The following is a 21,069-nucleotide window of genomic DNA, read 5'->3' on the forward strand; positions in this document are numbered from 1 at the left end:
GTGCGTCACAGCCACTGGCCCGCGAGACGCCCTTCCCGTCACTGTTACCCATCGGTAATCTCAGCCCGCCGTCGCGGGCACCCGCCCCGACCGACTCCCGACGACACAGGAGCCACCCCGTGCAGCACATCCTCGACGCGATCCAGGCCCTCGACTCCGGCGACGTGGCCTCGCAGGACTTCGCGAACCTTGCCCTGCCCGAGTCCTACCGCGCCGTGACCGTCCACAAGGACGAGGTCGACATGTTCGAGGGTGTCGCCACCCGCGACAAGGACCCGCGCAAGAGCCTCCACGTCGAGGACGTCGCCCTGCCCGAGCTCGGTCCCGGCGAGGCCTTCGTCGCGGTCATGGCCTCGGCGATCAACTACAACACCGTGTGGACCTCGATCTTCGAGCCCGTCTCCACCTTCGGCTTCCTCGAGCGCTACGGCCGGCTCTCCGAGCTCACCAAGCGTCACGACCTGCCCTACCACGTGGTCGGCTCCGACCTCGCGGGCGTCGTGCTCAAGACCGGCCCCGGCGTGACCCAGTGGAAGCCGGGCGCCGAGGTCGTGGCGCACTGCCTCAGCGTCGAGCTCGAGGACCCGGCCGGCCACGACGACACGATGATGGACCCGCAGCAGCGGATCTGGGGCTTCGAGACCAACTTCGGCGGGCTCGCGCACATCGCGCTGGTCAAGTCCAACCAGCTGCTCCCGAAGCCGGCCCACCTGACGTGGGAGGAGGCGGCCAGCCCGGGCCTGGTCAACGCCACGGCGTACCGCCAGCTGGTCTCCAAGAACGCCGGCCAGATGAAGCAGGGCGACAACGTCCTGATCTGGGGCGCCTCGGGCGGCCTGGGCGGCTTCGCGACGCAGTACGCCCTCAACGGCGGCGCCAACCCGATCTGTGTGGTCTCGAACGAGGAGAAGGCCAAGATCTGCCGCTCCATGGGCGCGGAGATGATCATCAACCGCTCCGAGGAGAACTGGAAGTTCTGGAACGAGGACAACACCGAGCAGAACCCCAAGGAGTGGCAGCGCCTGGGCAAGAAGATCCGCGAGCTCACCGGCGGTGAGGACATCGACATCGTCTTCGAGCACCCCGGTCGCGAGACCTTCGGCGCCTCGGTCTACGTCACCCGCAAGGGCGGCACCATCACGACCTGCGCCTCGACCACGGGCTACATGCACGAGTACGACAACCGCTACCTGTGGATGAACCTCAAGCGGATCGTCTCCAGCCACTTCGCCAACTACCGCGAGGCCTACGAGGCCAACCGCCTCATCGACCAGGGCAAGATCCACCCGACCCTGTCGAAGACCTACACCCTCGACGAGGTCGGCCAGGCCTCCCTCGACGTCCACCACAACAAGCACCAGGGCAAGGTCGGCGTCCTGTGCCTGGCTCCCGAGGAGGGCCTGGGCGTGCGCGACCACGAGAAGCGCGCCAAGCACCTCGACGCGATCAACCGCTTCCGCGGAGTCTGAGCCGCCGCACCTGCTGCTCCCACCACGAGGGCCGTCCCGCAGGGGCGGCCCTCGTGGCGTCCCCAGCCGGTCCGGACCCGGAAGCACGGCAACTTCTCAGGCCCCGCAGGCGTCCTCCGGGTGTGTCCCACCGGGGCCCCGCGCCATGATGGGGCCCGCCACCGCACTCCCACGACTGGAAGTAGGTTGTCCTCCATGAGCGACCAGGGCCTGTCCATCTTCGACGAGGAGCCCGGCTCCCCCGACGACAAGACCCAGGTGATCCCCGTCCAGGGAGCCTCGGCGAGCTCCGCGAGCAAGCCGAGCACCCCCGACGCGCAGGCCGGGCCCGGCTCCGCCGCCGGCGCCGGCCGTGCCGCGGGCGGGTCCGCGACCGGCCAGCCCACGGCCCAGCGTCCCGTCGTGCCGCCGGCTCCCGCGCCTGCCCGCGGCGCCGCGCCCGTGCCTCCGCCGAGCGGCAGTGCCTTCCCGGTCGTGCGCCGCGGCGGGTACGACGTCGCCGCGGTCGACACGCGGTTGCGCCAGCTGCTCGCGGAGAAGTCCGAGGACGCCTCCCGCGTCGTGGCCACCGAGCGGCGCGTCGCCGAGCTGGAGGCCGAGCTGGAGAAGGTCCGCACCGAGCTCGCGGAGATGGAGCGACCGTCGTACGCCGGCCTGGGCGGGCGCGCCAGCGCGATGCTGCGCCTGGCCGAGGAGGAGGCCGCCGACGTGCGCGCCTCCGCCCAGCGCGACGCCGCCGAGATCCTGACCCAGGCCGAGCGCGACGCGAAGGCGATCCGTGCCGACGCCGCCCGCGAGGCCGAGGACATGCGCCTGGTCCAGCTGGCCGAGCTCGAGGAGCACCGCACCCGGCTGCTGACCGACGCCGAGCAGGAGCGCTCGCTGGCCCGCAGCGAGGCCGCCGACCTGCGTGCCTCCGCGCAACGGGAGGCCGAGCAGCTGCGGCTGGCCGCCCAGCAGGAGTCCACCGAGATGCGCACGGCCGCGCAGCGCGAGGTCGAGAAGGCCCGCGCGGCCGCCGACCGCGAGGTGACCGAGGCGCGCCGCACCCTGGCGGTGGAGAAGGAGCGGCTGGCCCGCGAGGCCGCCGACCACCACGAGAGCGCCATGGCCGAGACCCAGCGCCTGGTCCAGGAGGCCGAGCAGCGCGCGACCGCCGCCGAGGAGCGCGGCCGCCAGGCCACGACCCAGGCCACGCAGTACCGCGAGCAGTCCCAGGCCGAGGCCGACGCCCTGCTGCAGCGGGCCCGTCGCGAGGCCGAGCAGATCGTCACCTCGGCGCAGAAGCAGGCCGAGTCGATCTCGACGTCCGGCACCGCCGAGGCCGAGCGCGAGCTCGCCGCGGTGCGCGCGGAGGTCGAGCGGCTGCAGAAGCGCCGCGACGGCATCACCGCCCAGCTGGCCTCGCTGGCCGACATCGTGTCCGGCTTCGGCCGCGACGACGACGCGCCGGCAGCGGACCCCGAGGCGGGCTCGAAGTGAGCACCGGGTCGGGCGGGCCGGAGGACGAACGGCCCGGCCCGGCCCCCTCGCGCCACCCGGAGGCGGCGCAGGAGCACGACCACTCCCGCCTGGCCGACGACGAGACCGTCGCGATGGTCGAGGAGCACGAGGCCGCCGACGGGGACGGTGACGAGGACGCGCACGTCGGCCTGGTCGGTGGCCCCGACCACCTCGGGCACCCCGGTCCCCCGCTGGACCGCCGGGCGCCGTTCTACCTCGGCTTCTTCGGCGGGCTCGGGGCCCTCACCGCCTGGTGGCTCGGCACGACCCTCCTGGCCATCGGCAGCACGCTGCTGCTCATCGTGGTCTCGTTGTTCCTCGCGGCGGGGCTGCACCCGGCCGTCCTCTTCCTGGAGCGGCACGGCCTGCGCCGCGGCTTCGCGGTCCTCACCGTCACGGTCGCGTTCCTGTCGGGCGTCACGCTATTCGTCTTCGCGATCGTGCCGGTCATCGCCGACCAGGTCAGCGCGCTGACCGACCGGGCGCCGGGCTGGTTCGACCAGCTGCAGTCCAACGAGCGGATCCGCGACCTCGAGGCGGAGTACCAGGTCCTCGAGCGGGCCAAGGAGTACGTCGCCAGCGGCGACTTCATCAGCGGCCTCTTCGGCGGGGTGCTGGGACTGGGCCTGGCACTGCTCGGGGCCGTGTTCAACGCCTTCATCATCCTGGTGCTGACGCTCTACTTCCTCGCCTCGATGGAGACCACCAAGGCCGCCGTCTACCGCCTGGCCCCGGCCTCGCGCCGCGACCGGGTCAGCCGGCTCGGCGACCGGGTGCTGGCCGGCATCGGCGGCTACGTCTCCGGCGCCTTCCTGGTGGCGCTGGTCGCGGGGCTGTCCTCGCTGGTCTTCCTCTTCGCCGTCGGCCTCGGGGAGTACGCCGTCGCCCTGGCCACCGTGGTCGCGCTGCTGGGCGTGATCCCGATGATCGGGGCCACCCTCGGCGCGGTCGTCGTCGTCGCGATCGGCTTCGCCACCGACGTCCAGACCGGGATCATCTGCATCGTCTTCTACGTCGTCTACCAGCAGGTCGAGAACTACCTCATCTACCCGCGCGTGATGTCGCGCTCGGTCGACCTGCCTGGCGCGGTCATCGTCATCAGCGCCCTGGTCGGCGCGGCCGTGCTCGGTGTCGTCGGTGCTCTGCTCGCCATCCCCACCGCCGCGGGCATCCTCATGCTGCTGCGCGAGGTCTACGTGCGGCGACAGGACGCCAGCTAGGCCTGTCCGTCCGCGGGGCGCGGCCCCGCCGCGTGCTCCTCGACGGCGGCCGGCACGGGCGCGTCCACCAGCGGGACCGGCGCGTCGACAACGGGCCGGCGTCGCAGCTGCACCAGCAGGACCGAGGACAGCACCAGGGCGGCGCCGACCGCCTGCAGACCCGTGAGCCGCTCCCCCAGCACCAGCGCCGCCAGGGCCACCGTGGCGACGGGCTCGAACGTGGAGAGGATCGAGGCGGCCGAGGGCCCGGTGCGACGCAGGCCGGCGAAGAACGTCGTGGACGCCACGACGGTCGAGACCAGGGCGATGCAGGCGATCCAGCCCCAGCCCTCGGCTCCGAGGTCCAGGTCGATCCCGCCGGCCAGCGCGGCGCGGCCGGCGAGGGTGACGGTGGCGCCGACCATCACCAGGGCGGTCAGGGTCAGCGCGGGCACCCGCTGGACCGTCGTCTCCCCGACCAGGATGTAGACGGTGTAGGTCAGGGCCGCCCCGAAGGCGAGGGCCACCCCGGCAGCGTCGAAGGACACCGCCCCCGCACCCACCAGCACCAGGGCCGTCCCGCCCGTGGCCGCCAGCAGGGCCGCGGCCCGGGCCGGCGTGAGCCGGTCACGCCCGAGCAGCACCGACGCGACGGTCACCATCACCGGGAACGTGTAGAGCACCAGCGCCACCAGCGCCGCGTCGATCCGCTCGAGCGCGGCGAAGTAGAGCGAGGCCTGGGCGGCGTACCCGATCCCCCCGAGGGCGAGCGCGGTGAGCACCAGTCGTCGCCGCCCGGGTCCCTCCACCGGCAGCGCCGGGCGGCCGCTCCGCACCCGCAGGGCGAGCACGGCGGCCACGAGGACGAGCGAGGCCAGCGCGAACCGGAGCAGCACCAGCGTCGGGGCCGGCACGCCGGCGGCGTACGCGAGCTTCCCGAAGACCGCCATCGCGCCGAAGCACGTGGCGGAGACCAGGATCAGGAGGGGGCCCACCCGCACAGCGTGGAGGCACGCCGGGGCGGCAGCCAGCGAGTTCCGGAGCGTCTCGCCGGTCGGACTGCGCGGGGCCCGGCGCTCTCGGTCGCGTCACTCCGCCCAGATCGACGCGCAGCTTCGAGATCGTGGAGGCCTTGGTCCATCGGGTGGACCACCATCTCCACGATCATCACACCACGGAGGAATCTGCGTCATAGCGCCGCGAGCGGGGCGCCAACCGGCAACGGCTCCCCTCCCCACCGCCTACGGTGACCGCGTGCCCCGAGCCACCCGCCCCCACCTCGAGCGCTGGGGCGTCCTGGCCCTGCTGGTGCGCCCGACGTACGTCGCGACGGAGGTCGTGGTCGCCGCGGCGACGACCGGCGGCTACGGCTTCGCGCGCGACACCGTGAGCCGGCTCGGGGAGGTCGGCTGCTCGGCGGCGTACTGCTCGCCGCGGCACGCGCTGATGAACGGCTCGTTCGTGGTGTTCGGCGTGCTGCTCGCGCTGGGAGCGACGCTGCTGCACCGAAGGCTCGGACCGCTGGTGACCGCGCTGCTCGTGGTCTCCGGGCTCAGCTCGGTGGCGACGGGGCTGGCGCCGCAGGACCAGGACGCGACCCTGCACCTGCTGGCGGCCGCTCCCCTGTTCGTCGCCCAGCCGCTGGCGCTGCTGCTGCTCGGGGCGCGAGTGCGGCGGGAGCAGCCGAGGACGGCCCGCGCGCTCACCCTCACAGGAGTCGTGACCGCCGCGGCGGCGGTCGCCTTCATCGCCCTCGGGGACACCCCGGTCACCGGCGCGCTCGAGCGGCTCGCCCTCTGGCCGGTGCTGGTCGCGCTGGCCTGGTGGGCGTGGCGGGAGACGCGCGTCAGTTCTGGATGACCGGCTCGGGCCGCTCGGCGAGGTGGGCGCCACGGCCCTCGCCCAGCTTGACGGTGACGACCCCGGCCAGCACCACGAGTCCGCCGACCAGCTGGATGCCGCGCGGCAGCTCACCCAGCAGCAGCCAGGCGGCGACGACCGCGGCCAGCACCTCGGTCAGCGCCACGAAGGACGCCAGGCGCGAGCCCAGCCGGCGCCCCGCGGCGATGCCGGAGGTGTAGGCGAGCGCGGCGGTGACGAGCCCGAGCACCAGCACGGGGACCCACCAGGCGACCGTGCCGCCTGCCGCCCCGGCGTACGACACGTCGGCTGTGCCGGCGTCCATCGGCAGCAGCCCGACCAGCCCGAGCAGGCCGAGGGCGACCGCGCCGACCACGAGGCCGCCGGCGGCCAGCGAGAGCGGCGGCAGGCCGTTGTCCTCGTCGGCGGAGATGAGGAAGTACGCCGTCGCGCCGACCATCGCACCCAGCGCCCACAGCACGCCCGGCACGCTCAGGTCGGCCCCGGAGACCACGTCGAGCACCAGCACCAGGCCGGCCGCGGCCAGCGCGGCGCCGGCCAGGGTGACGGGGCCGGGGCGCTGGCCGTGGCGCAGCCACAGCCACACCACGACCGCGGCAGGCGCGGTGTATTCGATGAGCAGCGCCGGGGCGACCTGCATGTGCTGGACCGCGGAGAAGTAGCAGAACTGCGCGCCGGCGACCGCCAGCACGCCGTAGGTGAGGACGAGCGAGGCGTTGCGCCGCAGCAGCTCCCACCGCCCGCGCAGCGCGACCAGCCCGAGCGGCAGGACGACCAGCGCGGCGACCGAGACGCGGATCAGCGTCGTCGCCCCCGGCGACCAGCCCGTGTCCAGCAGTCCACGCGCCACCGCGCCGGACAGCCCGAAGGACAGCGAGGAGACCAGGGCGAAGGCGAGCCCCGCCGGCACCCGCGACACGGAGGCGCCTCGGGAGGCGTCATGGGTCAAAGTCGTCATGACACATGACGGTACGGTCGGCGTAGTAATCTGTCAAAATGGTATTCGCCCATGACACCGCGATGTCGCTCCAAGCGGCGGTCGAGCTGGTCAACACCGCCTCGGAGCCCGACACCCTGCAGACCGTCGCCGACCTGGACGAGTTCTACTCGCGCTTCCAGTACACCGGTCGCCACCAGCGCACCCGGGCCGAGCTGGACGAGGTCCGTGCCCTGCGCGCCGAGCTCCGCAGCCTCTTCACGGCCTCCCGCGAGGACGCCGTCGGCATGGTCAATCGGATGCTCGCCGAGGCCGGAGCCGTCCCGCAGCTGGTGCGCCACGAGCCCTACGACTGGCACGTGCACGCCGTCTCCCCCGACGCCGCCCTCGCCACCCGCATGACCGTCGAGACCGCGATGGCGATGATCGACGTCATCCGCGCCGACGAGATGTCGCGCCTCGGCACCTGCGACGACGAGGACTGCGACGGCATCGTCCTGGACCTCTCCCGCAACCGGTCCAAGCGCTTCTGCTCCACCACCTGCGGCAACCGGAACGCCGTCGCGGCCTACCGCGCCCGCCAGGCCGGCGGGGACTGATCCACGCTGGGAGCGGCGCTCAGCACCACTCCCGCAGCCCGTCGGCGACCAGGTCGCGGTCGCGCAGCAGCACCGGCAGCTGCTCACCGAACCCCTCGCAGGTCTCCTCGAAGTCCACCCGGCGGTACTCCACGACCAGCACCTGGTCGCCGTACGTCGAGGTGTAGGCGTCGCACTCGTCGTAGCGACCGCACTCCTCGGCGACCGCCAGGTCGAAGCCCACCCGAGTCCCGTCCCAGCCCGCGCGGTTCTTCTGCGCCGCAGCCAGACCCACCCCGTGCGCCGCCTCCACCAGCAGGGCGGCGTACGCCGTCGCGTGCCGCGCCCGCAGCAAGCCGTCGCTGCGGGTGAAGGAGTCGAGGTTGTCGTACTCCACCGCCTCGAAGCCGTCCTCGGCGCACCCGGCGGTCCACCCACCGACGATCCGGGCCAGCCGCTCGCGCTTGGCGGCGGTGCGCAGGTCGAGCAGCCACTCGCCCCACGCCTGGTCGACCACCGGCCGCCCGCGCCCGTCCTTCAGCACCAGCGCCCACCGCTGGCGCCAGAAGCGCTTCTCATCCGGCTGGGTCTGGAAGCCGTTGACGCAGCAGAGGTCGTAGCGCCCCTCCTCCGCCCGCGTCGGCGCCTCGGTGCGGTCGCGGGCCACGATCCCGACGTGCTCGGGCGGCTCGGAGACACCGCCGAGCTGGTAGTCCCAGTCGCTCGCGGCAGGCAGTGCCGGCGGGGTCGGCTGGGCCGGGACCGCCGCGGCGAGCACTGCGACGACGGCGGCGAGGACACTGCTGACCACCCGGTCACGCTAGCCCCACGACAGCCGCCCCGGCGGCGTCCGCCCCGAGCCGTCGTCCCACGTGCCGGGACGTGAGCGACCCCTCCCCCGGTTCCCCGGCGCGGCGTGGAGCGCTGTGCCACCCTTGTCCCCAGCGGGACTCCCCCAGAGCCGTCCCAGGAGACCATCGATGCGCATCCTCGTCGTCGACGACGACCCCGACCTGTCGTTGCTGATGTCGTTGTTCCTGCGCAAGGCCGGTCACGAGGTCACCACGGCCGGGGACGGGCTGGAGGCGCTCGGGTCGATCCGCGAGCAGGTCCCGGACATCGTGGTGCTCGACTGGAACATGCCGCGCCTGGACGGCCTCGGCCTCACGGCCGCCGTGCGCGGCGAGCTGGCGCTCACCTCGCTGCCGCTGCTCATGGTCACCGCGCTGCCCGACCACGCCAAGGCGCTGGCGGCCGGCGTGGACCGCGTGCTGGTGAAGCCCTTCACCGCCGCGGGGCTGGTCGAGGCCGTCGAGCAGCTGGCCGGCGCCGAGCGCCCCACCTGAGGGAGTCGCCGACCCGGGAGCGGGTCAGAAGTCGAACAGGTCGCCGAAGCCCTCGCCGATGCCGCCGAGCAGGTCGCCGAAGCCCTCACCGACCCCGGCGATCCCTTCGCCGATGCCCTCCCCGATCCCGCCGAGGGCGTCGAAGCCGCCCATGCCGCTGAAGAGCAGGCCGGCGAACATCCAGTCCATGGGGCTGAACGCGCCGAAGTAGCCGGCGGCGTAGGGCCGGTAGGCGCGGCCGCCCTGCCAGTAGGGCACCCGCTGGGTGCCGACCATCACCTTGCGGATGTCCGGCTCCGCGCCGGCACGCACCCGCTCCACGTCCAGCGCGCAGGCCGGCACCTCGCGCTCGGCGCCGCCCGGCGGCGTCCACGGCACGTCGTACACCGAGGGCCCGTGGCGGGGGTCGAAGAAGCACGGCGGACGCCGGGTCGGGAGCGGCCGGCCCGCCACCCGTGCACGCACGCAGTTGATGGCGTAGCGGCCGTCCTCGATGATCTCGGTGACGCCCTTGACGTCCTCGGGGGACTTCATGGCGTCCGCGGCGGCCTTGGCCGACTCGTAGTCGTCGAGCGCCCGCTGGTAGTCGGCGTTGGCGCCGGCGTCCAGCGGGTGCCCGGCGAGCTCCAGGTCGAGGTCCTGGAGCTCGGTGCCGAGCGCCGTGACGTCCTCGAAGGCCAGCTTGCGCACCGGCGCCATCTCGGCCTCGCGACGTGCCTCGACCTGGCGGCGGTTGACCCGGGTCACGATCACGCCGAGCACCACCATGCCGAGCACGACCACCAGCAGCATCAGGAGCAGGCCCATGTCCCGATGCTACGGGGGTGGTCGAAGGAGGTGGTGAGCGCTCAGCGCACGCTGTAGTCGCGGAAGCCGCGCTTGGTCTTGCGACCGAGGTAGCCCGCGGTGACCAGGTGCTCCAGCAGCGGCGCCGGCGCGAAGCCCGGCTCGCGGAACTCCAGGTAGAGCTCGCGCTGGATCGCCAGGGAGACGTCGTTGCCGACGACGTCGAGCAGCTCGAAGGGACCCATCGGCAGCGCGCAGCCCTGCTTCATCGCGGTGTCGATGTCGTCGGCGGTCGCGTAGTGCGCCTCGAGCATCTTCACGGCGTCGTTGAGGTAGGGGAAGAGCAGCGCGTTGACGATGAAGCCGGCGCGGTCCGAGCAGGACACGGCGACCTTGCCGACCTTGGCGCACAGCGCGCGCACGGTCTCGGTCACCTCGTCGGAGGTGGAGACGGTGGAGACGACCTCGACCAGCTTCATCACGGTGGCCGGGTTGAAGAAGTGCATGCCGATGACGTCCTGGGGCCGCGAGGTCACCTTGGCCATCGCGATGATCGGCAGGCTCGAGGTGGTGGTGGCGAGGATCGCGCCACGCCCCCCGTTCCCGTGCCGACAGATCTCGTCGAGGTTCTCGAAGAGCGTGGTCTTGATCGCGAGGTCCTCGGCGATCGCCTCGACCACGATGTCGACGGTCGCGAGGTCGTCGAGCGAGGTGGTGCCGGTGACGCGGCCCAGCACCTCGCTCTTCTGCTCCTCGGTCGCGCGGCCGCGCTGGATCTGCTTGTCGAAGTTCTTCGTGATCATGCCGCGCACGCCCTCGACCTTCTCGGCCGAGCGCCCGACGTAGAGCACGTCGTAGCCGGCCTTGGCGAAGACCTCGACGATGCCCGAGGCCATCGTGCCGGTGCCGACGACGCCGACCTGCGTGATGTCGTGGCGCAGCGCGGGCGCCTCGTCGGCGGACGGCGTCGCGGCGTCGGCGACCACGACCGGGGAGTCGGCCTTCTCGTAGGTGTAGAAGCCGCGGCCGGTCTTGCGGCCCAGCAGGCCGGCGGTGACCATCTGCTTGAGGATCGGGGTGGGCGCGTGCAGGCGGTCGCGGCCCTGGCGGTACATCGTCTCGAGGATCTCGTACGCCGTGTCGAGGCCGATCAGGTCCAGCAGCGCCAGCGGGCCCATCGGGTAGCCGCAGCCGAAGCGCATGGCGGCGTCGATGTCCTCGCGCGAGGCGTACTTCTGCTCGAACATCGAGGCGGCGTGGTTGAGGTAGCCGAAGAGCAGGGTGTTGGCGATGAAGCCGGCCTTGTCGCCGCACACGACCGGGCTCTTGCCGAGCGAGCCGAGCAGCGACTGCACGTCCTCGAGCACCGAGGGCTCGGTGACGACGGTGCGCACGACCTCGACCAGTCGCTGCACCGGCGCGGGGTTGAAGAAGTGGATGCCCACGACCCGCCCCGGGGCCGAGGTCGCGGTGGAGAGCTCGGTGACCGAGAGCGAGGAGGTGTTGGTGGCCAGGATGGCGCCCGGCGCGACCACGGAGTCGAGCTCGCGGAAGATGCCGATCTTGACGTCCATCGACTCCACGACGGCCTCGACCACGAGGTCGGCGTCGGTGAGGTCCTTGAGCGTGGTGGAGAAGGTGATCCGCCCCAGGAGCGCGTCGGCCTCCTCCTGGGTCAGCTTCTCGCGCGAGACCGCGCGGGAGGTCGAGGCCTCCAGGTGGCGGCGGCCGCGGGCCACGCCCTCCTCGTCCTTCTCCACGCCGACGACGGCGTAGCCGTGCTTGGCGAACACCTCGGCGATGCCAGCACCCATGGTGCCGAGACCCACGACGCCGATGGTCGTGAAGGTGCGGGAAGCGGACTCGGTGGCGGCGCTCTCAGCGGTCATGGGCGGCATCATGGCACGGTCCGGGCACCCCTCCCCCGCGGATGTTCACTGGTCGGTAACTTAGCCGCGATCTGATCGATCCAAGTCCCGCACGAGCACCTCTCGGACCCCGCAGGCGTCGAGGCCCAGCGCCTGCTCGTGCTCCCGCAGCCGCCGCAGGTACGCCGCCGGGCGCGGCTCCTCGCGGAACCCGAGCCGCCGGTAGAACGGCCCGTTCCAGGGGGCGTCGCGGTAGGTGCACAGGCTGATCGACCCGTGGCCCTCCCACCGGGCCTCCTCGCACGCCGCCCGCACCAGGGCGGACCCGAACCCGCGCCGCCCGTGCCCCGGGAGCAGCACCGAGAGCTGCTCGAGGTGGGCCGCGGGCAGACCGGCGTCGTCACGCAGCCACAGCAGGTGCGCGAACCCCACCGGCCCACCGTCGTACGCCGGGTCGAGGGCGACCAGCAGCCGCCCCGGCTCCGCGTCGCGCTGGTGCCCGGTGGGTGCGGGGGCGACCAGGGCCGGCGGGAGGTCCCCGGTGCACCACTCCCGGAAGAGCGGTGCACCGGAGTCCTCGATCGCCGCGAGGTGGCGCAGCTCGGAGGGTCGGGCCTCGCGCACCAGGACCGGCGGGGACCCGCTCACGTGGTGGCGCGCTCCTCGACCGGGACCTCTTCGATCTCACCGCTGCGGATGCCGCGGAGGAAGGAGCGCATCTCCTCGCGCACCTTCGGCAGCAGGAGGTAGCAGGCCAGCAGGTTGAAGACCGCGCAGACGAAGAGCATCGCGTCGGCGAAGGAGAGCACCGAGCCGAGATCGACCACGGCGCCCAGGGCGGTGAAGAGGCAGAAGATGATCTTGAACGCGTTCTCCTTGGCCCGCGACCTACCGACCAGTGTGGTCCAGGCCTTGAGCGTGTAGTAGCTCCAGGTGATGAGGGTGGAGAAGGCGAACAGGGCTACCGCGACGGTGAGCACGTTCTCGAAGCCCGGTAGGAAGGACTCGAAGGACCGCGAGGTCAACGTGACCCCGCCCGCACTGTCGATGCTCTGCCCGATCCGGTCCTCGTAGTCGGTGGAGTCGGCCGCGATGATGATCGTGAGCGCCGTCATCGTGCAGATGATGACGGTGTCGATGAACGGCTCGAGCAGCGCGACGAAGCCCTCGCTGACGGGGTGCTTGGTCTTGACCGCGGAGTGCACGATCGGCGCGGAGCCGACCCCGGCCTCGTTGGAGAAGGCGGCGCGCTGGAAGCCGACGATCAGCACACCGATCATCCCGCCGGCGACGCCTTCGGGGTTGAACGCGCCGGTGATGATCGCACTGAAGGCGTCCGGGACCTCCGTGACGTTGCCGAGGATCACCAGCAGGCAGGCTCCGACGTAGAGCAGCGCCATGAAGGGGACGAGCCTGGAGGTGACCCGGGCGATCGACTGGACGCCCCCGAGGATGACCACCCCGACCAGCAGCGCGAGAGCGATGCCGAAGAGCAACGAGGCCAGCGGTGAGCCGAGGAACCCCTCCTCGCCGCCGGTGATCTCCACGGCCTGCGCGTAGGTCTGGTTGGACTGGAAGGCGTTGCCGCCCAGCGCTCCGAAGAGGATGAGGGCCACCGCGAAGATACTCACGCCGATCTTGCTGGCGGAGGCGCCGAAACGCTCGAAGGCGACCGGCATGTACGTGAAGGGGCCGCCGGTGACGGTGCCGTCCTCGTGGATCTCCCGGTAGCGCACGCCCAGGGTGCACTCCACGAACTTCGTGCACATCCCGAGCAGACCGGCCAGGATCATCCAGAACGTGGCGCCCGGACCGCCGACCGTGACGGCCACCGCGACGCCGGCGATGTTGCCGAGCCCCACGGTTCCGGACACCGCCGAGGCGAGCGCTTGGAAGTGCGTGACCTCCCCCGGGTCGCTGGAGCGGGAGTAGCGCCCGCGCACCAGCGCCCAGGACGTGCCGAGCGAGCGGAACTGCACGCCGTTGAAGTAGACGGTGAAGATCGCCGCGGCCGCGACCAGCCACAGGACGATCAGCGGGAAGGAGTAGTCCCCGAGCGGGACCTGCCAGAACACCACGGACGTCACGGCGTCCGCGATGGGCGTGAAGGCGTCGTTGATCCCCTGCTCGATGTCGGTGATGACGCCCTCGTCGGGCTGCGCGGCCAGCGGGGTCACCGCGGCGATGCTTCCGAGAATGGTCATAGCGGACCATGCAACACCACCCGATCGGGCTAGTGGACCACCCGGGAGGGCCCCGCCGCGGCCTGAGGCACGTCGCCGGTACGCTCGGGCCGCGTGAGACTCGTCGTCGCGCGCTGCCAGGTCGACTACGCCGGCCGGCTGACCGCCCATCTGCCGATGGCCACCCGGGTGCTGATGATCAAGGCCGACGGGTCGGTGCTGGTGCACTCCGACGGCGGCTCCTACAAGCCGCTGAACTGGATGTCCCCGCCGTGCACCCTCAAGGAGGGCACGACCGAGGACGGCCAGGTGGAGTGGACGGTCACCAGCCGCGCCACCGCGAAGGGCCCCGAGGACACCCTGCGGATCCTCCTCGCCGAGGTCCTCCACGACTCCTCCCACGAGCTGGGCGTCGACCCGGGCCTGCAGAAGGACGGGGTCGAGAGGCACCTCCAGGAGCTGCTGGCCGAGCACCCCGCGACCCTCGCCGACGGCCTCACCCTGGTGCGGCGGGAGTTCCCGACGGCGATCGGGCCGGTCGACCTGATGTGCCGCGACGCCGACGGGCTCTCGGTCGCGGTCGAGATCAAGCGCCGCGGGGAGATCGACGGCGTCGAGCAGCTGACCCGCTACCTCGAGCTGCTCAACCGCGACCCCCTGCTGTGCACCCGCGGCCCGGTCCGCGGCATCTTCGCCGCCCAGGCGATCAAGCCCCAGGCCCGCGTCCTCGCCGAGGACCGTGGCATCACCTGCGCGGTCGTGGACTACGACGCGCTGCGGGGCATGGACGACGGCGCCGAGCACCGGCTCTTCTGACGTGCTCGTCTACCACGTCGCCACCGCCGCCGACTGGGCCGCCGCCCGGCGCGAGGGGCGGTACACGACCTCCACCCGCGGCCGCACGCTGGAGCAGGAGGGCTTCGTCCACGCCAGCCGGGCCGACCAGTGGCGCGGGGTGCACGCGCGCTTCTACGCCGACGTCACCGAGCCGCTGGTCCTGCTCGAGATCGACACCGCACTTCTGGGCTGCCCCATGCTCGAGGAGCCCGGCGAGCCCGGCGGCCGCGAGACCTTCCCGCACCTGTACGGGCCCGTGCCCGTGGCCGCGGTCGTCCGCGCCGTACCCCTGGAGGACGCGCTCGCTGCGACCTCCTTCAGTGGCCTCTTCCTGCGCGAGGTGCTCCGCAACGCAGCGCTGGGCCTGCTGCTCGTGACCCTGGCCGGCCTCGGCGGGGTGCTCGTCGGCGGCCCGGACGGCGGCCCCGAGACCCTCGCCGGCGCGGCCGCCGGCCTGGCGGTGGGGTTGCTCGCCGTCTGGCTACTGCTGCGGCGGGGCAAGGATCGCGACGCCAACGGACGCGGAACCCCCTAGCACCACCCGCTCGGACGTGGGGAGCGCCACATACCGACAGTTTGTTCGCAAGTTCGTTGTTGACCTACATTCAACAACCATGAGGACCCCCCACCGCTCGCGCGTCGCGCGCACCCTCCTCGTCGGCCTGCTGGCCGGCGCGGTCTCCGGCGCCCTGGTCGGCGCCGTCGCCGGTCAGTCCACCGCCGCCGAGGCCGGTCCGCGCGGCGAGCGCCAGCCGGTGATCACCCGCGACGTCGTCTTCACCCTGACCAACACCAACGACACCGACGTCCCCTGCCTGGCCGACGGCTCGACGTACTCCGTCGCCGGCCGCCTCGTGGGCCCCCGCGACGAGGTGCTCGGCCGGGCCGGGAGCACCCGGATCAACGTGCTGGTCCACGACGCCGGCACCGGCGGCTGGTTCTGGAACCTGGAGTCCTCCCCCCGCCACGACTACGCCGGCCGCCTGGCTGCGCAGGGCGAGACCTCCCTCGTGCTCGACCGGCTCGGCTTCGACGCCAGCCCGCTGACCGACGGCCGCTCCACCTGCCTGGGTGCCCAGGCCACGATGCTGCACCAGGTGGTGCAGAACGTGACGGCGGGCATCTACCGCTTCGTCGACCGTCCCGGGGCCTCGGTCCCCCACGCCTCACAGGTCGTCCTGCACGGGCACGGCGTCGGCGCGGCCGTCGCCCAGCTCGAGGCGGCCACCTTCGACGACGTCGAAGGCCTGGTCGTCATGGGCTTCAACGACACCGGTGCCTCGCGGGCCGCCGTGCGCGAGGCCGCGCGCCAGACCACCGCCTGCCTCGGCGACGACTACGCGTCGTACGGCGCGACGCCGGCCGACTTCGTCTCCCTGCTGTTCTCCTCGGCGTCCCAGGCCGTCCAGCGCCGGGCCGTGGCCCAGCGCAACGACACGCCCTGCGGCGACGTGACGAGCCTGCTCGGCACCCTCGGCGCGCTCGGCCTCGGCACCGGTTCGATCGAGCCCCCGGTCCTGGTGCTCCAGGGCGGCCGCGACGCCCGCACCGACGGCGACGCCCAGGCCCAGGCCCGGCGGTTCCGCTCCTCCGAGGCGGTCACCGCGCGCACCTTCGCCCGCGCCGGCTCGGCCCTCCCCCTGGAGCGCCAGGCGCCCCAGGTGCGCCGCACCGTGCTCGACTGGCTCGACACGACCTTCGTGGAGCGCTGAGCACCCGCACCGCACCAGCAGCAGACGCGACGAGGCCCCCGCCGACAGGCGGGGGCCTCGTGCTGCCACCAGGGCTGGGGATCAGGCCCCCGCGACCCGGGGCGCTGTCGGGTCCGCCCCCTCGCCGCGCTGCTCGCGCGCGACGTACTCCTCGATGTCCTCGACGTCGCCGACGTTGCGCGTGACGACCGCGAGCAGGTCGGACATGGTCGCGACCTCCTCGACCTGCTCCTTGATGAACCACTGCATGAACTGCTCGGAGGCGAAGTCGTTCTCCTCCCGCGCGATCCGCAGCAGGGCGTTGATCTGCTCGGTGACCCGTCGCTCCTGGTCGAGGGCGAGCGCGACCGGGGCGACGACGTCCGCGAAGGTCGGCACCGGCGCCGCGACCCCGGGGATGACCACGTCGGAGTCGGTGTCGAGCAGGTAGCGCACCATCATCATGGCGTGCTCCCGCTCCTCCAACGCCTGCCCGTAGAAGAAGGCCGCCATCTGCGGCATCGTCTGGGCGTCGAAGTAGACAGCGCAGGCGAGGTACTGGTTGTGGGCGGCGAGCTCGTTGCCGATCTGGGCGTTGAGCTGGTCGACGAAGCGCGCGGCAGGCACGGTCATGTCTCCTTGGTGGCGCTCAGGCGGCGCGCGTGAGGTCCTTCTTGGTGAAGGTCCGGCCGTCGACCCGGACGAGCCGGCGCTTCTTGACGGTGTAGCCGTCGGGGAGGGTGCCCTCCTTGAGCATGCGCAGCGGGCAGCGGTCGCACTTCTTGCGCGACTCGCAGCACTTGGTCTTCGGCAGCTTCAGCACCATCTTCGTGCTGCTCTTCTTCTTGCCCACGGCACGAGGGTAGCAAGAAGTCAGGATTGCCTAACCTATGTTCGCTGCGCAGGACGGCGCCCGCCGCCGTCAGTCCAGCCCGTTGGCCTTGCGGATGACGTCGACGATGCCGCCCATGATCTGGGTCAGCCCGAAGTCCTTGGGCGTGTAGACCGCCGCGACGCCGAGCTCGACCAGCTTGCGCCCGTCGGACTCCGGGATGATGCCGCCGACGATGACCGGCACGTCGTCGAGCCCGGCCTCGCGGAGCCCGTCGAGCACCGCGGGCACCAGCTCCATGTGCGAGCCGGAGAGGATCGAGAGCCCGACGCAGTGCACGTCCTCGGCCACGGCGGCGGACACGATCTGCTGCGGGGTGAGCCGGATGCCCTGGTAGACGACCTCGAAGCCGGCGTCGCGGGCGCGCACGGCGACCTGCTCGGCGCCGTTGGAGTGCCCGTCGAGACCGGGCTTGCCCACGAGCAGCCGCAGGCGACCGCCCAGCTCCTCACCGGTCTGCTGCACCCGGGCGCGGACCTCGGTCAGCTCGGCCCCGGCCTCCACCACGCCGACGGCGCCCGAGACACCGGTGGGCGCCCGGAACTCGCCGAAGACCTCGCGCAGAGTGCCGGCCCACTCCCCCGTGGTCGCGCCGGCGCGCACCGCGGCCAGCGTGGCGGGCATGAGGTTCTCGGTGCCCTTCGCAGCCTCGGCCAGCGCCCGGAGCGCCTCCTCGACGGCTGCCTCGTCGCGCTGGGCCTTCCACTCCTCCATGCTGGCCAGCGCGGTGCGCTCGGCCTCGGGGTCGGCGACCATGATCGCGCCGTCGAGGTCCGCGGTCAGCGGCGAGGGCTCGGTGGTCTCGAACTTGTTGACCCCGACGATGACCTCCTCGCCGGACTCGATGCGCGCGCGACGCGCGGCGTGGGACGAGACGAGCTCGCCCTTCATGTACTCCACGGCGGCGATCGCGCCGCCCATGGCCTGGACCCGGTCGATCTCGGCCTTCGCGCCGGCGACCAGCTCGGCCACCTTGGCCTCGATCACGTGGCTGCCGTCGAAGATGTCGCCGTACTCCAGCAGGTCGGACTCGAAGGCCAGCACCTGCTGCAGGCGCAGCGACCACTGCTGGTCCCAGGGCCGCGGCAGGCCGAGCGCCTCGTTCCAGGCCGGCAGCTGCAGCGCGCGGGCACGGGCGTTCTTCGACAGGGTGACGCCGAGCATCTCCAGCACGATGCGCTGGACGTTGTTCTCCGGCTGGGCCTCGGTCAGGCCGAGGCTGTTGACCTGCACGCCGTAGCGGAAGCGGCGCATCTTCTCGTCGGTGACGCCGTAGCGCTCGCGGGTGATCTCGTCCCACAGCTGCACGAAGGCCCGCATCTTGCAGGTCTCCTCGATGAAGCGGACACCGGCGTTGACGAAGAACGAGATCCGGCCGACGACCGTGCCGAAGTCCTCCTCCGACACCTGCCCCGAGCCCTTGACCTCGTCGAGGACGGCGATTGCGGTGCACAGCGCGTAGGCCAGCTCCTGCGTCGGCGTCGCGCCGGCCTCCTGCAGGTGGTAGCTGCAGATGTTGATCGGGTTCCACTTGGGGATCTGGTGGACGGTGTAGGCGATCATGTCGGCGATCAGCCGCATGGATGCCTCGGGCGGGAACGCGTAGGTCCCGCGGGAGAGGTACTCCTTGATGATGTCGTTCTGGGTGGTGCCGGCCAGCTGGGCGGCCACCTCCTCCGGCGACAGCTCGGGGTTCTGCTCCTCGGCCGCGACCTGGTACATCGCGAGCATCCACATGGCGACCGCGTTGATCGTCATGGAGGTGTTCATCTCCGTGAGCGGGATGCCGTCGAAGAGCTTGCGCATCTCACCGAGGTGCATGACCGGGACGCCGACCTTGCCGACCTCGCCGCGCGCCATCACCGAGTCCGGGTCGTAGCCGGTCTGGGTCGGCAGGTCGAAGGCGACCGAGAGACCGGTCTGCCCCTTGGCGAGGTTCGTCCGGTAGAGCTGGTTGGACGCTGTCGCCGTGGAGTGCCCGGCGTAGGTCCGCATGACCCAGGGACGGTCCTTCGCGGGACGTGCGGGGGCCTGGCTGTCAGCGGGCCGCTCGGTGGGCGCAGTCATGGATCGAAGGGTAGAACGAGATGTACGCGTCGGTAACCTCCGTCCATGTGGCCATCGCCACGCGTCCGGAGGCCGCGGCCACGGGGCACGTGGTGCGTCAGGCGGTCGCGGCCGAGCGCTCCACGTCCACCACGCGGATCAGGTGGGAGAGGTGCAGCATCCGGATCACCGCCGGGCCGCACCCGCGCAACGTCAGGTGCTGGCCCTCCCGAGCGGCCTCCCGCGAGGCCATCGCCAGCACCCGCAGCGCGGTGAGGTCGATGGTCGCCACCGCGGTCAGGTCGGCCACGACGTGCTCGTGCTCGGCCAACCGGTCGTAGAGCGCGGAACGCACCTCCATGGTGCTGCGCGCGTCGAAGTCACCGCTCAGCACGAGCGTGGGTCCGTCGGTCGTGATGTCCATCCGCTGCCTCCCGAGACGTGCTCCCCCAGGTTCCTTTACCCACAGTGACGCTCGCCAGTCCTTTTCGGTTGCACCTCGGACCCGACTTTCTCGACGCGTGTCGGTGGTGGACGGATCAACCACCGAGCGGGGCGCGTCCCGCGGAGCGCAGCCGCCACGCCCAGAAGGCGCTCCCGACGCCGATCAGCCCCATCCCGGCCACGCCCTCGGGGGCGAAGATGTGGCCGACGTGCACCAGCCAGGCCCCGGGCAGCAGGGTCACGGTCCCGACGACCCAGGTGGGGACGTCGCCGCGGTGCCGGACGAGCCGGTCCACGACGAGGGCGAGCACCACCACGATCAGCGCCCACTCCCCGACCCGGCCCAACGGCGTACCGATCCGGAAGAGCTGGCTGACCGCCTCGGGCCGGGGCACGCCCGGCCCGAGCTGGTGGGTGACCCAGCCGGCGGCCAGCCCGCTCACGACGTCGAGCGCGGTGTAGAAGGTGGCATAGGTGTAGGCACCGAGGCGGACCAGCCACGCCAGCGGGTCGCGCCGTCCGGCCACGAGGGTCGCCAGGGCCCAGCCGACCAGCGGGAAGACGACCAGGCCGGCCACGTGCAGCGTGAACCACCGCCACGAGGAGTCGTAGGTCAGCGAGTGCGGGTGGAAGAGCCCCGCGGCCGCCAGCGCGAACGCCGGCGCGGCGACCAGCGCCGGGTGCGGGACGCGACGACCGGACCGGCCCGTTGCGGCCGGGTCGCGGAGGACGGTGCTGCTGGTGGTGCCGGTGCTGCGTGCCATCGCTCGAACCTAGCCCGCAGGGGTCCGGGCCGCGTGGCTACGCTCTCGGTCATGGTGAACCTGACGCGCATCTACACCCGCACCGGCGATGCCGGCGAGACCCGGCTCGGCGACATGAGCGTCACCACCAAGAACGACCTGCGCCTGCACGCCTACGCCGACGTCGACGAGGCCAACGCCACGATCGGCCTCGCGGTCGCCACCGGCGGGCTCGACGAGGACGTCGTGCGGGTGCTGACCCACGTGCAGAACGACCTCTTCGACGTAGGCGCGGACTTCTGCACCCCGGTGGTCCCGGACCCCGAGTACCCGCCCCTGCGGATCGAGCAGGACTACGTCGACCGCCTCGAGGCCTGGTGCGACGAGTACAACGAGCACCTCGAGCCGCTGCGCTCTTTCATCCTCTCCGGTGGTACGCCGGGTGCCGCACACCTGCACGTGGCCCGCACCGTCGTCCGCCGGGCCGAGCGGTCCGCCTGGGCGGCCTACGAGCAGCACCACGACACGATGAACAAGGTGGCCATCACCTATCTCAACCGGCTCTCGGACCTGGTCTTCATCCTCGCCCGGCACGCCAACCGCGCCCAGGGCGACGTGCTCTGGGTGCCGGGTGGTGAGCGGACGGCCTCCTCCGGGGAGTGAGCC

22 protein-coding genes are annotated in these 21,069 nt (G+C 72.2%); 10 read left to right on the forward strand and 12 right to left on the reverse strand.

Annotation, left to right across the window (positions count from 1 at the left end; all coding sequences use genetic code 11):
• Positions 1 to 119 precede the first annotated feature (119 nt).
• The 3 genes from ccrA (at position 120) to Q1V71_RS14395 (ending at position 4,192) form a co-directional block, all read left to right on the forward strand.
• On the forward strand, positions 120 to 1,469 hold the full coding sequence (gene ccrA, locus Q1V71_RS14385; RefSeq protein ID WP_300644628.1) for a crotonyl-CoA carboxylase/reductase: 1,350 nt from the start codon (positions 120 to 122) through the stop codon (positions 1,467 to 1,469).
• 195 nt (positions 1,470 to 1,664) lie between these two features.
• Positions 1,665 to 2,951 (forward strand): hypothetical protein, encoded by a 1,287-nt coding sequence (locus Q1V71_RS14390; RefSeq protein WP_300644629.1) that lies wholly within the window; start codon positions 1,665 to 1,667, stop codon positions 2,949 to 2,951.
• Positions 2,948 to 4,192: an AI-2E family transporter gene (locus tag Q1V71_RS14395; protein WP_300644631.1), complete on the forward strand. Its 1,245-nt coding sequence runs from the start codon at positions 2,948 to 2,950 to the stop codon at positions 4,190 to 4,192. The genes Q1V71_RS14390 and Q1V71_RS14395 overlap by 4 nt, the downstream gene beginning before the upstream one ends.
• On the opposite strand, the gene Q1V71_RS14400 is transcribed toward Q1V71_RS14395, so the two are convergent.
• Complete coding sequence (locus tag Q1V71_RS14400; protein ID WP_300644633.1) at positions 4,189 to 5,166, reverse strand: EamA family transporter; 978 nt, start codon at positions 5,164 to 5,166, stop codon at positions 4,189 to 4,191. The two genes, Q1V71_RS14395 and Q1V71_RS14400, sit on opposite strands and share 4 nt — an antisense overlap.
• Before the next feature lie 259 nt (positions 5,167 to 5,425).
• Between Q1V71_RS14400 and Q1V71_RS14405 the strand changes: the two genes are divergently transcribed.
• Positions 5,426 to 6,031, forward strand: coding sequence for a DUF998 domain-containing protein (locus Q1V71_RS14405; protein ID WP_300644635.1), 606 nt, complete (start codon positions 5,426 to 5,428; stop codon positions 6,029 to 6,031).
• On the opposite strand, the gene Q1V71_RS14410 is transcribed toward Q1V71_RS14405, so the two are convergent.
• Entirely contained in the window at positions 6,018 to 7,010 is a 993-nt protein-coding gene (locus tag Q1V71_RS14410; RefSeq protein ID WP_300644636.1) for a DMT family transporter, read from the reverse strand. The two genes, Q1V71_RS14405 and Q1V71_RS14410, sit on opposite strands and share 14 nt — an antisense overlap.
• Positions 7,011 to 7,048: 38 nt before the next feature.
• Between Q1V71_RS14410 and Q1V71_RS14415 the strand changes: the two genes are divergently transcribed.
• Positions 7,049 to 7,588 carry a CGNR zinc finger domain-containing protein gene (locus Q1V71_RS14415; RefSeq protein WP_300644637.1) on the forward strand — a complete coding sequence of 180 codons (540 nt, stop codon included), beginning with the start codon at positions 7,049 to 7,051 and terminating at the stop codon, positions 7,586 to 7,588.
• A gap of 19 nt (positions 7,589 to 7,607) precedes the next feature.
• On the opposite strand, the gene Q1V71_RS14420 is transcribed toward Q1V71_RS14415, so the two are convergent.
• Positions 7,608 to 8,378, reverse strand: coding sequence for an endo alpha-1,4 polygalactosaminidase (locus Q1V71_RS14420; protein ID WP_300644639.1), 771 nt, complete (start codon positions 8,376 to 8,378; stop codon positions 7,608 to 7,610).
• A 169-nt stretch (positions 8,379 to 8,547) separates the two neighbouring features.
• On the opposite strand from Q1V71_RS14420, the gene Q1V71_RS14425 reads away from it, so the two are divergent.
• The gene (locus tag Q1V71_RS14425) at positions 8,548 to 8,913 is read left to right on the forward strand and encodes a response regulator (protein WP_300644641.1); all 366 of its coding nucleotides are present in this window, start codon (positions 8,548 to 8,550) and stop codon (positions 8,911 to 8,913) included.
• 24 nt (positions 8,914 to 8,937) lie between these two features.
• On the opposite strand, the gene Q1V71_RS14430 is transcribed toward Q1V71_RS14425, so the two are convergent.
• Genes Q1V71_RS14430 through Q1V71_RS14445 form a run of 4 tightly spaced genes read right to left on the reverse strand, consistent with a single transcriptional unit; the run spans position 8,938 to position 13,771 of the window.
• Positions 8,938 to 9,720, reverse strand: coding sequence for a hypothetical protein (locus Q1V71_RS14430; RefSeq protein WP_300644643.1), 783 nt, complete (start codon positions 9,718 to 9,720; stop codon positions 8,938 to 8,940).
• A gap of 41 nt (positions 9,721 to 9,761) precedes the next feature.
• Positions 9,762 to 11,588, reverse strand: a complete 1,827-nt coding sequence (locus Q1V71_RS14435; protein WP_300644645.1) for a 3-hydroxyacyl-CoA dehydrogenase family protein — start codon at positions 11,586 to 11,588, stop codon at positions 9,762 to 9,764.
• Between the two features lie 60 nt (positions 11,589 to 11,648).
• A complete protein-coding gene (locus tag Q1V71_RS14440; RefSeq protein ID WP_300644646.1) occupies positions 11,649 to 12,215 on the reverse strand; it encodes a GNAT family N-acetyltransferase in 567 nt (188 codons plus the stop codon).
• Complete coding sequence (locus Q1V71_RS14445; RefSeq protein ID WP_300644647.1) at positions 12,212 to 13,771, reverse strand: sodium:alanine symporter family protein; 1,560 nt, start codon at positions 13,769 to 13,771, stop codon at positions 12,212 to 12,214. Before Q1V71_RS14445 ends, Q1V71_RS14440 begins: the two co-directional genes overlap by 4 nt.
• Positions 13,772 to 13,864: 93 nt before the next feature.
• Between Q1V71_RS14445 and nucS the strand changes: the two genes are divergently transcribed.
• From nucS to Q1V71_RS14460, 3 genes are all read left to right on the forward strand, one after another.
• Positions 13,865 to 14,566 (forward strand): endonuclease NucS, encoded by a 702-nt coding sequence (nucS, locus tag Q1V71_RS14450; RefSeq protein ID WP_300644648.1) that lies wholly within the window; start codon positions 13,865 to 13,867, stop codon positions 14,564 to 14,566.
• A gap of 1 nt (position 14,567) precedes the next feature.
• Positions 14,568 to 15,122, forward strand: a complete 555-nt coding sequence (locus Q1V71_RS14455) for a DUF952 domain-containing protein (protein ID WP_300644649.1) — start codon at positions 14,568 to 14,570, stop codon at positions 15,120 to 15,122.
• Positions 15,123 to 15,201: 79 nt separating this feature from the next.
• Positions 15,202 to 16,299, forward strand: a complete 1,098-nt coding sequence (locus tag Q1V71_RS14460; RefSeq protein WP_300644651.1) for a hypothetical protein — start codon at positions 15,202 to 15,204, stop codon at positions 16,297 to 16,299.
• Positions 16,300 to 16,380: 81 nt separating this feature from the next.
• Here Q1V71_RS14460 and Q1V71_RS14465 read toward each other — a convergent pair whose 3' ends face one another.
• The 5 genes from Q1V71_RS14465 to Q1V71_RS14485 form a co-directional block, all read right to left on the reverse strand.
• Positions 16,381 to 16,911, reverse strand: a complete 531-nt coding sequence (locus Q1V71_RS14465; protein ID WP_367280153.1) for a ferritin — start codon at positions 16,909 to 16,911, stop codon at positions 16,381 to 16,383.
• Between the two features lie 16 nt (positions 16,912 to 16,927).
• Positions 16,928 to 17,131, reverse strand: coding sequence for a hypothetical protein (locus tag Q1V71_RS14470; RefSeq protein WP_300644653.1), 204 nt, complete (start codon positions 17,129 to 17,131; stop codon positions 16,928 to 16,930).
• A 69-nt stretch (positions 17,132 to 17,200) separates the two neighbouring features.
• The gene (locus Q1V71_RS14475; protein WP_300644655.1) at positions 17,201 to 19,237 is read right to left on the reverse strand and encodes a protein meaA; all 2,037 of its coding nucleotides are present in this window, start codon (positions 19,235 to 19,237) and stop codon (positions 17,201 to 17,203) included.
• Between the two features lie 97 nt (positions 19,238 to 19,334).
• Positions 19,335 to 19,640 carry an STAS domain-containing protein gene (locus Q1V71_RS14480; protein ID WP_300644657.1) on the reverse strand — a complete coding sequence of 102 codons (306 nt, stop codon included), beginning with the start codon at positions 19,638 to 19,640 and terminating at the stop codon, positions 19,335 to 19,337.
• A gap of 115 nt (positions 19,641 to 19,755) precedes the next feature.
• Positions 19,756 to 20,424, reverse strand: a complete 669-nt coding sequence (locus tag Q1V71_RS14485) for a hypothetical protein (RefSeq protein WP_300644659.1) — start codon at positions 20,422 to 20,424, stop codon at positions 19,756 to 19,758.
• Between the two features lie 51 nt (positions 20,425 to 20,475).
• On the opposite strand from Q1V71_RS14485, the gene Q1V71_RS14490 reads away from it, so the two are divergent.
• A complete protein-coding gene (locus Q1V71_RS14490) occupies positions 20,476 to 21,066 on the forward strand; it encodes a cob(I)yrinic acid a,c-diamide adenosyltransferase (protein ID WP_300644660.1) in 591 nt (196 codons plus the stop codon).
• Positions 21,067 to 21,069: the final 3 nt, after the last annotated feature.

It is taken from the genome of Nocardioides sp. (assembly GCF_030149505.1).
In the GTDB taxonomy this organism is placed as follows: Bacteria; Actinomycetota; Actinomycetes; order Propionibacteriales; family Nocardioidaceae; genus Nocardioides.

Coding starts and splice junctions, on each gene's coding strand:
- Q1V71_RS14430 (WP_300644643.1), bottom strand. CDS start 9,720: ATGGGCCTGCTCCTGATGCTGCTGGTGGTCGTGCTCGGCATGGTGGTG.
- Q1V71_RS14460 (WP_300644651.1), top strand. CDS start 15,202: ATGAGGACCCCCCACCGCTCGCGCGTCGCGCGCACCCTCCTCGTCGGC.
- Q1V71_RS14480 (WP_300644657.1), bottom strand. CDS start 19,640: ATGGACATCACGACCGACGGACCCACGCTCGTGCTGAGCGGTGACTTC.
- Q1V71_RS14475 (WP_300644655.1), bottom strand. CDS start 19,237: ATGACTGCGCCCACCGAGCGGCCCGCTGACAGCCAGGCCCCCGCACGT.
- Q1V71_RS14465 (WP_367280153.1), bottom strand. CDS start 16,911: ATGACCGTGCCTGCCGCGCGCTTCGTCGACCAGCTCAACGCCCAGATC.
- Q1V71_RS14435 (WP_300644645.1), bottom strand. CDS start 11,588: ATGACCGCTGAGAGCGCCGCCACCGAGTCCGCTTCCCGCACCTTCACG.
- Q1V71_RS14425 (WP_300644641.1), top strand. CDS start 8,548: ATGCGCATCCTCGTCGTCGACGACGACCCCGACCTGTCGTTGCTGATG.
- Q1V71_RS14490 (WP_300644660.1), top strand. CDS start 20,476: ATGGTGAACCTGACGCGCATCTACACCCGCACCGGCGATGCCGGCGAG.
- Q1V71_RS14390 (WP_300644629.1), top strand. CDS start 1,665: ATGAGCGACCAGGGCCTGTCCATCTTCGACGAGGAGCCCGGCTCCCCC.
- Q1V71_RS14485 (WP_300644659.1), bottom strand. CDS start 20,424: ATGGCACGCAGCACCGGCACCACCAGCAGCACCGTCCTCCGCGACCCG.
- Q1V71_RS14415 (WP_300644637.1), top strand. CDS start 7,049: ATGGTATTCGCCCATGACACCGCGATGTCGCTCCAAGCGGCGGTCGAG.
- Q1V71_RS14410 (WP_300644636.1), bottom strand. CDS start 7,010: ATGACGACTTTGACCCATGACGCCTCCCGAGGCGCCTCCGTGTCGCGG.
- Q1V71_RS14445 (WP_300644647.1), bottom strand. CDS start 13,771: ATGACCATTCTCGGAAGCATCGCCGCGGTGACCCCGCTGGCCGCGCAG.